Source organism: Loigolactobacillus backii (genome assembly GCF_001663675.1).
In the GTDB taxonomy this organism is placed as follows: domain Bacteria; phylum Bacillota; class Bacilli; order Lactobacillales; family Lactobacillaceae; genus Loigolactobacillus; species Loigolactobacillus backii.
In genome coordinates, this window is the sequence record NZ_CP014873.1 from 509,382 (window position 1) to 522,714 (window position 13,333).

Sequence of the window (13,333 nt, forward strand, 5' to 3'; positions counted from 1 at the left end):
CCAAATATCCAGTTGCCCTGACACAAGCAACTACATATTTGGGTTTTGCCTAATCGAATTAGTTACAATCCCGTTACTTATAAAATTATCCTTCATCCACCACACGCTGAATGTGCATTGTGAGGTAGACTTGTTCATTCATTGAAATCGTTTCGTTCATTGACTGCTCAATAAATGCTTTAATCTTCTCAACGCAAGTGAATGCGTCAGGATATTTCTGGGCAATATGGTCAAATAAGAAATGGTCATCATCCGTCTTATCGACTACCGGCCCCTTTTTAGTAATTCGTTCCGCGAAAAAGCGCAAATGAACCAAGAACCGCTGATAACTAATTGACTCAGTTTTAAAATCAATCTTTAGTTGATATTTGACAATATTTAAAACATCGTTAATCAACTTGGTCATCGCTAACGTCTCATCTTCATTGCCTCGGCCCATGCTGTTCTCAACAAATTTAAAGGCAATGAACCCGGCTTCATCATCAGGTAGTTGAATATTAAACGTTTGCTGAATAATCTCCAGCGCCCGTTGTCCAACCAAGTATTCCTGCTGGTATATCCGTTGAATTTCCCAAAGCATTTCGTTATGAATCACAATTTTCTTTTTTTGCCGGACAATCGCAAAATGAATGTGATCGGTAAGTGCAATCAACAGGTATTCATTAAATTTCGTATTCAATAGTTGCTCTGCATATTCAATAATTTGCGAAGAAACTTCAAAATATTCAGGTGAAATATCCTGCATCAAATCTCGAAAAATACCAAGCCATTTTTCTTCTGTTGGTGCATAGATTTTGCTAACCTTAGTTTCATCAACTTCCTGACCTGCTTTTTTCTGGAATGCTAAACCTTTACCGATCAAAACAGCTTCATGATGATCCTGTTCAGCGAGTAATACATTATTATTGAAAATTTTTTTAATCTTCATGAATCACTCCCCCTGAATAGATTGTTTACCCAAAAAGTATAAAAGCCTGATAAAATCAGTTGGATAACCGCTTTCATTACGGCTAACAACTGGCTTATCAGGTTTTGCCCACATAATCTGCGGTAACAATCCTTTATCTGTAAACACAGTTTAAATCATCCTAAAATTGATTGCAATGGTTTAGAACAATTTTTTCATCACAATTAAAATCCTAAAAAAGCCTTTTCTTCCTATTTATTAAGTGCTTTCCTACAAAAAAAAGAACCAATTATTCGTTTTTAGTCTGTCTTTTTGGCGCACTAACATCTAAAAACCTAATAATTAATTCCCTTAAATTTTAAATCAATTTTTTATGGCTACTTTATTTTGTTGATACTTCGGCAATAGCTTGACCTGCCTCAATTTGACCCGATTCTTGTTTAAGGTCAACACTAGCAACCAGTGGCATATTCGTTAAAATAACCATCATTGTTGTTTCCTTTTCGGCGGCCTTAATTGCCGCTAAATCGGCCGTAGCAACTAAATCACCGTGTTTCACTTTTTGCCCTTCAGTCACTGCAATCGTAAATGGCGCTCCCTTTAACTCAACTGTATTAATTCCCATATGAAGTAAAACTTCTAACCCAGCAGCAGTTTTGAAGCCAATCGCATGTTTAGTTGGAAAAATGCTCGTGACTTCAGCGTCCACTGGCGCCACAATCTGCCCAGAGGTTGGTTCAATTGCGTAGCCATCGCCTAACATCTTCTGCGCAAAGGTAGAATCAGCAACTTTGGTAATCGACATTGCCTCACCACTAGCCACCGCGTAGAAGTCTTCCGTTACGCTTTTTACTTTAGCTGCTGGCGTTGCTGTCACACTGGCACTTGCCACAGGTTCGGCCGAGGTTGCTAAGGCCCTCATTGGTGCTCCGGTATTAAATAACTGGCTTAAGGCGTCGGCAACAAATTGAACTTCTGTACCGATGACGATTTGAATATTATGTTGATCCAAAACGTTGATTCCGGCGGCACCGGCAGCTTTAACAACTGGTTGATTAACTTTCTTTGTATCTTGTAATTGTAATCGTAACCGCGTTGTACAGTTGTCAATCACCTTAATATTATCCTTGCCACCGATTGCGGCGTAAATTCGTTTAGCCTGGCGGGTAAATTTATCATCGTCAGGGTCATCATCCACTAATTCATCCGCATCCGTTAACGGCTCACGACCTGGCGTCATCAAATTAAATCGTTGAATTGCAAAATTAAAGCCAAAGTAATAAATAACGGCCATCACAACACCCTGAACCAATAACATGTAAGGCATGTTTGCTAGGGGCATTCTAAAACTGAGTAGATAATCCACGAGCCCAGCACTAAACGCAAACCCAGCAGTCCAATGCATAAATGCTGCAAACGCTAGTGACAACCCAGTGAAAACGGCGTGTAACAAGTAAAGTGGCCAAGCCACAAACATGAAAGAAAATTCTAGTGGTTCAGTGACCCCGGTAAAAAAAGAGGCAAAACCAGCAGCCATCATCAATGACTTTGTTTCTGCTTTACGCTCAGGTAAGGCATTTTTATAAATCGCATAGGCACCGGCCGGCAAACCAAACATCATCACCGGGAAGAATCCAGCCTGGTACATACCGGTAACACCTTTGACCCCAGTACCTGCCCAAAAATTACCAATATCATTAATACCAGCAACGTTAAACCAGAAAACTGAATTTAACGCCTGGTGTAGGCCAGTTGGAATCAATAGCCGATTGAAGAATCCATAAAGTCCGGCACCGATCGGCCCAAGTCCAACCATCCATTTACTAAAGGCAATTAAAGCAGTGTAGACAACCGGCCAAACGAATAATAGGATCGCCGTAACGACCAACATACTCAAGGCCGACATAATGGGAACTAATCGCTTACCACTAAAGAATGAAATCGCCATTGGCAACTTAACTTTATGAAAACGATTATACATCGCCGCTGCAACCAGGCCAGCCACAATACCAATAAAAACGTTTGAATCAGTGATTGCGGTAAATGCTGGTGCTACCTGACTTACCTTAATCCCTTCCAATAAAGCAACGTTCTTTGGCATCAATATGTAACGCGGCACAATATAGGCAACCACACCCGCTAATGCGGCCGCCCCATCTTTATCTTCCGCCATGCCAAACGCCAAACCAACAGCAAACAGTAACGACAAATAACTTAAAATGGCCGTTCCACCAACTTGCAAGAATTGTGCGATTGCCCAATTCTTTGGCAGCATATGACCGATACCTTCTAAAATCGCTGCTGCAGGCAAAACAGCAACGGGTAACATTAATGAACGTCCAATTCGCTGAAAGTACGTCTTCATTTTCATTCCCTCTCTCTTATACGTAGACATTTTAATGAAAGAAAGTAATGAAAGCAAGCCATAATTGATATAATAGATAGTATACCAATATTAAAAACTAACATCAGTTTGAGACATTTAGACTAGAAAATCGTTTTCAACCAACATTTAGTACTATTGGTAAAATGGCTTAAAATGGCCAACTGTCAGTTTTTAAGTTACTAATTAGTTTTATGAAGCTGTCACGACGTGTTATCTAAGAATTTATTAATTTTTTTTTAATCTGATTCAAATTAAATAATTTTTTGTCTAAATATGACAAAATGATTACAAATGATTTTCAATGTCAATTAGTTTTCGTAATTTCAACTAATTAAAGGCGCTTTGCTTTATAATGACAATATGAATTTTGTTTATGGATCTATAAACGATTCAGTTCACATTTTGTTGGTCATTTAATTCAGCTTTTTAGGAGTTGAGCCTATGTTTTTATTTAAGCAAACGCCCTCAGAGACGTTTTACATACATGATTTAACTGCACTTGACGAGAAAACACAGCATCGCTTACGTGATCTCGGGTTAACCCTTGGGAAGAAGGTTAAGATTATTCGTCGTTATCCATTTAACGGCCCGATTATCATCACCTTCGATCAACAACGTGTCGGTTTACGCAGACAACTAGTGGCCCAGCTAAAGGGGGGAACCTTATGACGACAATTGCGCTATTTGGTAACCCTAATACTGGGAAAACAACCCTATTTAATCGCTTAACCGATTCCTACGCTTACATGGGAAATTGGAGCGGCGTAACGGTTGAAAAAAAAGTTGGTGCCATTAAAAATAGCCAGCTAGCCGTTGTCGACCTTCCCGGAGTTTATTCACTGAATCCGCTGACGAAGGATGAGGCCGTTGCAACTAATTTTTTACTTAACGAACCACAAGACATCATCCTCAACGTAGCTAATGCGGCTCAGCTTAAACGTAACTTACTGCTTTCCATTGAGCTGCTCGAATTTGGTAAACCAACAATCATTGCCTTAAATATGATTGATAGTTTGCGCAAATTAGGCATCAGCTATAACCTTGATGTTTTACGTCATGCCTTTGGTTGTAATCTAGTCGCGACAAATGCTCGGGGTAATAAAGGTGTTCAGGATCTTAAGCAACAGTTCTTACAAGCTGAGCCTGATTTAACCCCCAATACATTTAAGCTAGAATATAGCTCGGCCATTCAAACGGCAATTAAGCAGGCTGTTCGTGGCTTGCAACGTAACTATAATTTAGGTGAACAATTTGCCAGTTGGCTGGCCATTCAGTTTATGAACGCTAACAAGGCCGTAATTACCTATGCAAAAGAAAATAATCTGACGCCACTACTTAACCAACAGCCGTACTATGAGGCGCAACATTTTGCCGACAAAATTTATCAAGCGCGCTTGGAATTTATTGAGGCAACTTTAAAAGAAGCTCGCCAGCAGGCCCAAAATCCACGAATTACTGATATTACGGCTAAAATTGATCGGGTTGTAACCAATCCCGTACTTGGTTTACCAATCTTTGCCGGTATCTTCTTTCTAATGTTCAAATTAACCTTTGATTGGGTGGGAACGCCATTATCAAATATTTTAGATCAATTTATTTCTGGCCCACTTTCTAGTAGCGCCAATCAATTATTAACAACGCTGGGGGCACTCCCTTTTCTTCATTCTTTGATCGTTGATGGTATCATCGCCGGCGTTGGTGGTGTCCTGGTTTTTATGCCCCAAATTTTTATGTTATTTGCCTGTATTTCGATACTAGAGGATTCCGGCTACATGGCCCGTGCGGCCTTAGTAATGGATAAATTAATGTCACTGGTTGGTTTAAATGGCAAGGCCTTTATCCCTTTAATTATCGGCTTTGGTTGCAATGTTCCAGGAATTATGGCGGCTCGGACAATCGAACAACCTAAGGAACGGCTGATCACAACGTTAATTTCACCCTATATGAGTTGTTCAGCGCGCTTGCCAATTTACAGTCTTTTCGTTGCCGCCTTTTTTAGTAAACACCAAGCAGCCATTGTTTTGTCGCTCTACTTTTTAGGAATTGCGGTTGCCTTAGTTTTGGCTAAAATTTACCAGAGTGTTTTCCATTCTGAAGAGACTTCCGTTTTTATGATTGAATTGCCGGAATACCATATGCCACAGGCCAACATTATTTTACAGGGAACGTGGGATAAGGGTAAGGGCTTTATTCATAAAGCAGGTACCGTTATTTTTGGTGGGACTGTCATGATTTGGTTGCTTAGCTACCTTGGACCATCTGGTGTTGCTACAAACGTTGGGCAAAGTTTTTCGGCTTTGATCGGCCGTAGTTTGTTGCCCCTCTTCCATCCTATTGGCATCACCTCATGGGAAGCCATCAGCGCTATTTTAACTGGCGTTCTGGCCAAAGAGGTCGTTGGTTCAACACTAATGGTGCTTTACCATACTGCTGGCCGTTCAATGTTGGTTGCGGCGCTGGCTCACTTGTTTACCCCATTATCGGCCTACGCTTTTCTAGTTTTTATCTTGCTTTACATTCCCTGCTTTGCAACAATTGCTATTATCAAGGCAGAGACTGGCACATGGAAATGGGCCGCTTACTCAGTTGTTGTCAGTTTACTAGTTGCTTATGGTCTCGCCTTCTTCATTTATCAAGGTGGCTTACTTATCGGACTTCGCTGATCAAACTAAAATGGAGGAAAATTAATTATGGCTTTATTCGTTAATTTAGTTATCACGGCCGCAATTGTCGCAACTGCAGGTTGGCAAATTGTTAAGGTCTTACGTAAATCTAAACAAGGAAAATGCGCTGCTTGCGATTATAAATGTGCAGCAAAGAAAATGATGGTGGACGCCAAACGCCGCCCAAATTAATTGTGGCTGACAAGTTTTGAAAAGAATAAGCTAGTCAGAAAAGCACTAACAAAAATAAGTCTCAAACGTTGCTTAAAGAAATCAAAAATCACTAGTAAAACTTTTGGGTCTCTGTCAAATCGTATTGGTGGAGATTTTGAACGGCACATTCACTTCGGTGAATGTGCTTTTTGTTTACTCATGAATTAAACTAATCCGGATAAAGAAGTTGTCAATATTTCGAAAACCAAAACAGTTACGCTTTAATGCCTTGATTTTACGATTAAGTCCTTCAATTGGACCGTTGGAAAATGGATAACGACAACTATTTAGAAGGGCTGAACCATTTTTGATAAACGTGTTGATCGTTATGTCCATTTGATTACTAGTGGGTTGGTAGTTAGTAAGTAAGGATTGGAACGCATTAGCATCCTTTTGGTGTATGGCACTTAAGATACCTTGATAGGTTTGATACACAGATCTAAATCTGGGAAAAGCGTCTAGAGCTAAATCAATGGCGTTTTGTTGCGTCATATACTCGTTAATTCCGCGTAAATAAACAGCCTTAGAATCATTAACTTTTATTTCATCAAGATGAAATAAACGCCATTGAGATTTTAAAATATGATAAATTCGTGAATGCTTATCTTGGATAGTACGAATGGTCTGCGTGCGTTCATTATCTAAGGCACGCCCAGCCAGTTGAATAATATGGAAACGATCGATAATCGTGGCCGCATTGGGAAATAAGCGATGAATGAAGCTGCCATATTCAGCATTCATGTCAATCGTCACTGATTGAACTTGGGCACGTTCTTGAACCGAAAAACGAGCTTCAAAGTAGTCAATGATATCTTTACTTAGCCGATCTTTTAAAGTAACAATTCGGCGATGACTAACGGCATCGCAACAATTAAAGGACATCCAGTGATTACAGGAACGAAATTCATCAAAGCAAAGATTCTCTGGGAGATGTTTAACACGATAGGCTAAGTGAATATTGGCATTTAGGATTCGTTGAACACTGCTTGGCGAAATTCCACAAAGTTTAGCAATTTCTTTACTCGTCAACATATCGCGTGCCAAAACGATCACTTGATGTTTGATATTGTGTGTGAAAGTTTCGTTACGATTAACCAACTTAGTTTTAGCACCACAGGTTTTTGAACAATCTTTACATTGGTATCTTTGACGTTTTAAATGCATTTCGTAACGACCACCGGATAAGGTTCCTAAACGCAGGTGACTCATGTGAGTTCCGTTTTTAATTAAGCTTTTATGGCCACAATGTGGGCACTTTAAAAGTTGATAAGACAAAGTTGCATGGACGACATGAATACGTTGGTTTGTGGAACACCGTTCTTTAGAAATACCAGTGACAATTAAGTTTGGGTCTGTTATTTCGAATAAGCATAAGATAGAATTAGTTAGGGACATCTGAATTTCCTCTTTTCGATTTGTTTTGGCGATTAAATCGTAGCACAAAGAGGACAGATGTCCTTTTTTATTTTTCTGATTTTCAAAACAGACAAAAAACCGGTATTAGTTATTCACCAATACCAGAAAGTGTAGACCCAAACTTTTATGCCCACCAATTAAAGTGTGCTCAACTGAATTCAGTCGGCACACTTTTTTATTTGCCTTAAAACTTTATAATAGTGCTAGGGAGCGTGCTGTATGCTAAATTTAATCAAAACTAACGCAAATACTGCTTTTCCTGGATGCTATTTTTACGGCCGCTGGCTCTCTACTGGGCAGGAAAATTACACGACCAATCTTGGCGCCGGATTTTTTTGTCATGCTGTAAAGCCAACAAAAATTGACCTGTATTTTATTCGCCAGACCACACCACAAGTTGTTGCTTGGCGCGTTAATAATCGGCCTTTCCACCGTGAGGTTATCAGTGACAAACCAATCACACTCTATTTAGCAGCCGCTACTAATTTACAAGTTGTGATGTCCGGAAATACTGACCAGGCAAATGTTTGGACGAACACAGCAGGTTTTTCGCTAATCGCAATTAATAGTTCAGAACCGTTGCTGGCAGTAAAGCCCGGTGGCCCACGGTTCACATTTATCGGTGATTCTATTACTGCTGGTTGCTGGGTTGCCGGCAAAACACCTGCAATTGACTATCGTGCTGAAACTAGCTACGCCGCTTTAACCGCCGAATATTTCGGCGCGCTTGATCAGCGAATTGCTTATAGTGCCGCTGGAATTTGTCGGCCTGGTCAAGGCCACGTTCCAAGCGCGCTTGACTTTTATAACAAAATTAATTCGACAACGATGTGCCCAGTTCCCGCAAGCGATCTAATCATCATTAACCTTGGCACTAACGATTGGCGACTTGAGCAAGTACAAGTTAAACGGGCCTTTGCTAAACTTTTAGATAACCTATGCCACCAATTTTCCCGGTCGCGCTTAGTCATTTTAATTTCCTTTAGCCAACGCTGTGCACCAACTATCCGGCAAGTTGGGCGTCACTACCAGGTGCAAATCATTGAAACTTCAGCTTGGAATTTGACCTATACGGATCAAGTTCACCTTGATCAAAATGGCTCACAAATGGCTGCACAATGTTTAGTAGCAGCACTTCAACATAAATTTAAGTTTTTACAGTAAGGAGTATTTCTAGATGACAAATATTTTAATTGCGGCTGACTCGTTTAAAGGCAGTGCGACTTCTCAAGAAATTGGTAATTACATCCAAACTGGCATCCAACGTTTGGCCCCCAATGTTTCTACCACCATTTTACCAGTTGCTGATGGCGGTGAAGGCACCTTGGCAAGCCTTTTAAAGCAAGGTGGTACTTTAGAAACAGCGACGGTTACTGGTCCGTTGGGAAAATCCGTAACTGCAAACTACGGCCGCTTAGATAATAAGACGGCCATTATTGAAGTCGCGCAAGTCCTAGGCCTTCCACTAGTTGGTCCAATTAAAAAACCATTTCAGGCAACCAGCTTTGGTCTCGGTGAATTAATCAAACTCGTTTTGAAACAGGATGTTCAACGCATTTACATTGCACTAGGGGGTAGCGCAATCAATGATGCTGGTCTTGGAATGTTGCAAGCACTTGGTGGTCATTTCACTGACAAATACGGACAAGAAGTTGGCCCGGGACTGACTGGCCTACAACAATTAGCCCAAATTGATTTAAGCCAACTTGATCCGCGCCTTCAACAAATCACAATTACCGGCCTCAGTGATGTGACAAATCCCCTCACCGGTAAAAATGGTGCTACTTTTGTTTATGGCCGCCAAAAAGGCCTGACGCGGGAACAACTACCACAATGTGATCAACTAGTGGCCAACTTTGCTAAACTTGCAAGCCGCGCGACAAACACACAAAAACAGGCCATCCCTGGAGCTGGGGCCGCTGGTGGCCTTGGTTTTGCTCTACTTACGTTCACTCACGCTACCTTAAGATCAGGGGCACAGGAAATTCTCCGCTTACTTGATTTTAAAACGGCAGCCAGTACCGCCGATCTGGTAATCACCGGTGAAGGCCGGATGGATGGCCAATCACAAAATGGTAAGTTACCACTAATTGTTAGTCAAATCGCTAAAGAGTTCCAAAAGCCAGTCATCGCAATTGTCGGTAGTCGTGCGTTCGACCTCAAACAACCAACAACCATTGATTTGATCATTAGCACTGTTATTGAACCACAAAGCTTAGAAAAAACGATTGCGCAAACAAAGTCGCTTGTGACTTTGGCCGGTGAAAACGCCTGGCGTGCTTTTAATCTTAAGTAACATCTTTAGGTTAATTTACTTGAACTCACAATTAAATTGTGTAAAATTGACTTTAAGTATAATTTATTTAAAAAGGAGCTTCGGCTAATGACTGAACCAATCTTGCTTGATGAACAACTGTGCTTTGCTGTTTACCGAGCCCAAAAACAATTCAATAAATATTACACGTTCGCGTTGGCTCCATTTCAGTTAACTTACCCCCAGTACATTGTGCTACTAACACTTTGGGAGCATAAAACGTTAACGGTTAACGATCTTGGCCACTACCTTCATCTTGATAGTGGTACACTAACGCCACTTCTAAAACGTTTAGAAAAGGATGGTTGGGTCAACCGCAAACGTGATAAAGTTGATGAACGGCGGGTTATTATCACGTTAACTGCTAAGGCGCAACAACAACGTAATGTTATTTTTGACCGTGTTAATAGCTGCCAAGAAAAATTAGGCTTTAGTTACGATGAATATAAACAACTCATGACTGCTGCTAACCAAATTACCGAGCACTTGACTAACTTCACTAATAAGGCGACAACTTTACAGCATTAAATTTAATCAAATACGGGATAGCCAATGGAACAAGCCATTGCTGTCCCGTATTTGAATTACTTGCCGTGTTACATTTTAAGATGCTTATATTCGTTTCACCAAAGAAGGCCGATTATGTTCAAAAAAATTTTTGCCGGGCTGTTTATTGTTTGCTTATTAACCTTGACGGGCTACTCACTTTACGTTGATCATACAGCGACCAACCAACCGCAAACACCAACCACGATTAATAAGGACTTCCAAGCATCCGCAACCCCCACGCTTTTCGTTCACGGCTGGTTAGGTGGTGGCTTCACCTTTAATCCAATGATCAACCAATTGGCCGCCAAGCATGCTGGTGGTAAAGTCATGACTGTAACTGTTAGTACAACCGGCCCAATTAATTATTACGGTCATTTAAATAAAAAAATGGCTAACCCAATTATTCAGATCGTTTTTAAGCGCAATTCCAGCTTCTACCGTCAAGAAGCACATTGGCTGCAGCAAATCCTTGTGACGTTACACAAACGCTATGGTGTCACTAGCTATAATGCTGTTGGCCATTCTTGGGGTGGCAACGCACTTGTCAACCAGCTTTTATTGGATTCCAACGCAAGTACACCAAAATTGCACACCTTAGTTTTACTTGGTGCACCAATTGATGGCGCCATGCACGAAGGGACTCCTTTCGCAACCAATAATCGGCCAACGCGCCAATCCAAAAACTACCGCCGTTTAGTGGCTCGCAAATCCGTGTTGAAACGTAATCGAGCAATTCGGATTTTCAACGTTTACAGTACTTTAGACGGTAAATTAACAGATGGTGCCGGTGCCAATACTCAAGCTCAAGCAATGCGCTATCTCGTGCAAGGCCAGGTTGAACACTATCAAGAACAAAAGTTAGCCGATCTAACCCACAGTCAGTTGCACTCAAAAGGTACCGTGACCAATCTTATTGCTCACGACTTGTGGCAGCATTGATCAACGTCGTAAAAATTAATTAACTTGTAAAATCTAAATAACTACATTAAGTGTGCCTGCAGCTGTAAAATCTGGGCACTTTATTTTGGTACGCGCTAGTCTACTGCTGTAATATTCGGCCGCCAATTCGTAAAGTAGGCCGTTATTTTTCGCATTAATTTAACAATTAATCCAAAATCAGGTAAACTATTAGAAAAGCCGAACTTAAAAGGCTAAAAATAAACATAAAAATGAGGTGGCAAAGGTGGCAGAATTAACGATCAGCCAACTAGCAGATTATTTAGAAGAAAACAGTGACGCAATCAAGGCCGGTGATGAGTCATTTAACGCCGCACAAATTTATCAAGCAATTGATAGTCTTGCTATTTTACAAAAACCCATTCAAGATTATTTTGCAATGAGCGAAGATAGTTATTACGACAGTGAATCCGACCACTTATTAACCTTACAAAATGGGCAACAACCATTAGGTGACTTAAGTGATCGCGTTATCGTAACCCATACAGATGGCGCAGTAACAGACGGTGAATTGAACTATACGTACGCACACGAAAATGTGGTTGCAACTGACTACGATGTTCAAACCGACTTGCACATTTTAACTTACGGCTTTGAAGTTGTTGGTGCAACTGATCAGTTAGATCATAAGTTAGTTCAAAAAACTTTGGCTAAAGATGCTGTTTTAAGTTTTGGTCTTGCTGCTCACGCCATTGAAAAATGGGCGGCTACTAAATAAGTGTTCATTTCTAGTGAAAATAAAAAATGAGGGGTTACCGACAAGTTGATTGTCCGTGGCCCCTCATTTTAATTTTACGGATACTAAAAAATCTAAGCCGACTTGAACCAAACTGCTCTAATGGGAGTAGGGCCAAAGTCGGTTTTAAGTTTACTGCGTAACGTAAGCTAATTTAATAACTGTACTATAAATTAGCTGTAGTTAGGCACGTGAACCCAGACTTTTGGCCCATGTTCTAGAGTAATGATCAAAAATAATAAGAGACCAGGATTTTTATCCCGGCCTCTATTCTGCCAATTTATAATGAATCATGATTACATCACTATCTTCTAAAGCCTCTAAGCGGTGGGCCTCATTAGGTAACATGACAACAACTTTTCCAGGGTAAATTTCAGTTTTATCGTTGGCCGTCGCAAAGACCACCCGCCCGTGAACAGGAACAACCGTCACAGTCATAGCCGATTTTTGCATTGGGATAACTGTTTGCCCTGCCAAGTGTAAGTGAGTAATCACCTGCTTTTTCTCTTTTAATAAAGGTTCTGCTTGCGTGTCTAACCGGTCATTTGCCAGTAAGATTTTCATGATGCTAGGCTCCTCGTTAATTGATTTAAAAGCTATCTTCATTTATTTAGAATGAAATCACCCTTATCATACGCTTTCAAAACATAATTTTCACCTTTAGTTTTAAAAGCACGGGCCAAAAATTATTGTTGCAAATACCTTCATACAACTGCAAAATATTAATCAACTAGAAAGTTATCCGTAAATTAACTTTTACTAATATTTTCTGATTACTTTGGCCTAAATGTGCTTGAAAAAGCAATCTTTCAACCATTCTCTAGCCTTACTTAAGCTTACTTTATTGAAGAACGGCATAAACTTATTTTTCTGGTAAACCTTTGGTAACCTATAAGCACCCTTATAAAATAGAATTAGAACACTTTTTCGAACCGTACCCGGTCACTTTTTTGGTATTAAATTAAGAAACGCCTACACGCTCTAATAAATGTTTGGTTTTCAAAAATAAGCGTTTAATTCGAATCGCTATCTGCAGTAGAAGAGTCAGAAAATTACCAATAAATGTGATTATGATCCCACCTAAAAAAATAATAGCAGAAATAAACCATTCAAATAAAATACCCGCCGAAACGTAAACTACTCCGGCTGCTATAAGAATCAATAGTACAAGTGCAATCGTATCCATTTTAAG

General features: G+C 40.3%; 14 protein-coding genes. 8 read left to right on the top strand and 6 right to left on the bottom strand.

All coding sequences use genetic code 11. The features are described from left to right. Positions 1 to 85 precede the first annotated feature (85 nt). The 3 genes from licT to nagE all read right to left on the bottom strand — a co-directional run bounded on the left by licT (position 86) and on the right by nagE (position 3,272). A complete protein-coding gene (gene licT / locus AYR53_RS02155) occupies positions 86 to 928 on the bottom strand; it encodes a BglG family transcription antiterminator LicT (RefSeq protein WP_068226068.1) in 843 nt (280 codons plus the stop codon). A gap of 3 nt (positions 929 to 931) precedes the next feature. Then, on the bottom strand, positions 932 to 1,075 hold the full coding sequence (locus AYR53_RS13480) for a hypothetical protein (RefSeq protein WP_156520031.1): 144 nt from the start codon (positions 1,073 to 1,075) through the stop codon (positions 932 to 934). Positions 1,076 to 1,289: 214 nt separating this feature from the next. Then, the gene (gene nagE, locus AYR53_RS02160) at positions 1,290 to 3,272 is read right to left on the bottom strand and encodes an N-acetylglucosamine-specific PTS transporter subunit IIBC (RefSeq protein WP_068279612.1); all 1,983 of its coding nucleotides are present in this window, start codon (positions 3,270 to 3,272) and stop codon (positions 1,290 to 1,292) included. A gap of 462 nt (positions 3,273 to 3,734) precedes the next feature. Between nagE and AYR53_RS02165 the strand changes: the two genes are divergently transcribed. The 3 genes from AYR53_RS02165 to AYR53_RS13250 are packed head-to-tail and all read left to right on the top strand — an operon-like array spanning position 3,735 to position 6,148. After that, a complete protein-coding gene (locus AYR53_RS02165) occupies positions 3,735 to 3,962 on the top strand; it encodes a FeoA family protein (RefSeq protein WP_068226066.1) in 228 nt (75 codons plus the stop codon). After that, positions 3,959 to 5,956 (top strand): ferrous iron transport protein B, encoded by a 1,998-nt coding sequence (gene feoB, locus AYR53_RS02170; protein WP_068377204.1) that lies wholly within the window; start codon positions 3,959 to 3,961, stop codon positions 5,954 to 5,956. The genes AYR53_RS02165 and feoB overlap by 4 nt, the downstream gene beginning before the upstream one ends. Positions 5,957 to 5,983: 27 nt before the next feature. Further along, positions 5,984 to 6,148, top strand: coding sequence for a FeoB-associated Cys-rich membrane protein (locus tag AYR53_RS13250; RefSeq protein ID WP_075168941.1), 165 nt, complete (start codon positions 5,984 to 5,986; stop codon positions 6,146 to 6,148). A gap of 174 nt (positions 6,149 to 6,322) precedes the next feature. On the opposite strand, the gene AYR53_RS02175 is transcribed toward AYR53_RS13250, so the two are convergent. Next, on the bottom strand, positions 6,323 to 7,564 hold the full coding sequence (locus AYR53_RS02175) for an ISL3 family transposase (protein WP_063697918.1): 1,242 nt from the start codon (positions 7,562 to 7,564) through the stop codon (positions 6,323 to 6,325). Between the two features lie 240 nt (positions 7,565 to 7,804). On the opposite strand from AYR53_RS02175, the gene AYR53_RS02180 reads away from it, so the two are divergent. The 5 genes from AYR53_RS02180 to AYR53_RS02200 all read left to right on the top strand — a co-directional run bounded on the left by AYR53_RS02180 (position 7,805) and on the right by AYR53_RS02200 (position 12,123). Then, positions 7,805 to 8,749: an SGNH/GDSL hydrolase family protein gene (locus AYR53_RS02180; protein ID WP_068226065.1), complete on the top strand. Its 945-nt coding sequence runs from the start codon at positions 7,805 to 7,807 to the stop codon at positions 8,747 to 8,749. Between the two features lie 13 nt (positions 8,750 to 8,762). Next, positions 8,763 to 9,881, top strand: coding sequence for a glycerate kinase family protein (locus AYR53_RS02185; RefSeq protein ID WP_068226064.1), 1,119 nt, complete (start codon positions 8,763 to 8,765; stop codon positions 9,879 to 9,881). Positions 9,882 to 9,968: 87 nt separating this feature from the next. Next, positions 9,969 to 10,427, top strand: a complete 459-nt coding sequence (locus AYR53_RS02190; protein WP_068226063.1) for a MarR family winged helix-turn-helix transcriptional regulator — start codon at positions 9,969 to 9,971, stop codon at positions 10,425 to 10,427. Positions 10,428 to 10,541: 114 nt separating this feature from the next. Further along, positions 10,542 to 11,387, top strand: a complete 846-nt coding sequence (locus AYR53_RS02195; RefSeq protein WP_068226062.1) for an alpha/beta hydrolase — start codon at positions 10,542 to 10,544, stop codon at positions 11,385 to 11,387. Between the two features lie 244 nt (positions 11,388 to 11,631). After that, complete coding sequence (locus AYR53_RS02200; protein ID WP_068226061.1) at positions 11,632 to 12,123, top strand: hypothetical protein; 492 nt, start codon at positions 11,632 to 11,634, stop codon at positions 12,121 to 12,123. 285 nt (positions 12,124 to 12,408) lie between these two features. Here AYR53_RS02200 and AYR53_RS02205 read toward each other — a convergent pair whose 3' ends face one another. Further along, entirely contained in the window at positions 12,409 to 12,705 is a 297-nt protein-coding gene (locus AYR53_RS02205; protein WP_068279610.1) for a cupin domain-containing protein, read from the bottom strand. A 397-nt stretch (positions 12,706 to 13,102) separates the two neighbouring features. After that, positions 13,103 to 13,327 (bottom strand): hypothetical protein, encoded by a 225-nt coding sequence (locus AYR53_RS02210; protein ID WP_068226059.1) that lies wholly within the window; start codon positions 13,325 to 13,327, stop codon positions 13,103 to 13,105. Positions 13,328 to 13,333: the final 6 nt, after the last annotated feature.

Coding starts and splice junctions, on each gene's coding strand:
- licT (WP_068226068.1), bottom strand. CDS start 928: ATGAAGATTAAAAAAATTTTCAATAATAATGTATTACTCGCTGAACAG.
- AYR53_RS02205 (WP_068279610.1), bottom strand. CDS start 12,705: ATGAAAATCTTACTGGCAAATGACCGGTTAGACACGCAAGCAGAACCT.
- AYR53_RS02180 (WP_068226065.1), top strand. CDS start 7,805: ATGCTAAATTTAATCAAAACTAACGCAAATACTGCTTTTCCTGGATGC.
- AYR53_RS02190 (WP_068226063.1), top strand. CDS start 9,969: ATGACTGAACCAATCTTGCTTGATGAACAACTGTGCTTTGCTGTTTAC.
- nagE (WP_068279612.1), bottom strand. CDS start 3,272: ATGAAGACGTACTTTCAGCGAATTGGACGTTCATTAATGTTACCCGTT.
- feoB (WP_068377204.1), top strand. CDS start 3,959: ATGACGACAATTGCGCTATTTGGTAACCCTAATACTGGGAAAACAACC.
- AYR53_RS02210 (WP_068226059.1), bottom strand. CDS start 13,327: ATGGATACGATTGCACTTGTACTATTGATTCTTATAGCAGCCGGAGTA.
- AYR53_RS02195 (WP_068226062.1), top strand. CDS start 10,542: ATGTTCAAAAAAATTTTTGCCGGGCTGTTTATTGTTTGCTTATTAACC.
- AYR53_RS13250 (WP_075168941.1), top strand. CDS start 5,984: ATGGCTTTATTCGTTAATTTAGTTATCACGGCCGCAATTGTCGCAACT.
- AYR53_RS02185 (WP_068226064.1), top strand. CDS start 8,763: ATGACAAATATTTTAATTGCGGCTGACTCGTTTAAAGGCAGTGCGACT.
- AYR53_RS02175 (WP_063697918.1), bottom strand. CDS start 7,564: ATGTCCCTAACTAATTCTATCTTATGCTTATTCGAAATAACAGACCCA.
- AYR53_RS02165 (WP_068226066.1), top strand. CDS start 3,735: ATGTTTTTATTTAAGCAAACGCCCTCAGAGACGTTTTACATACATGAT.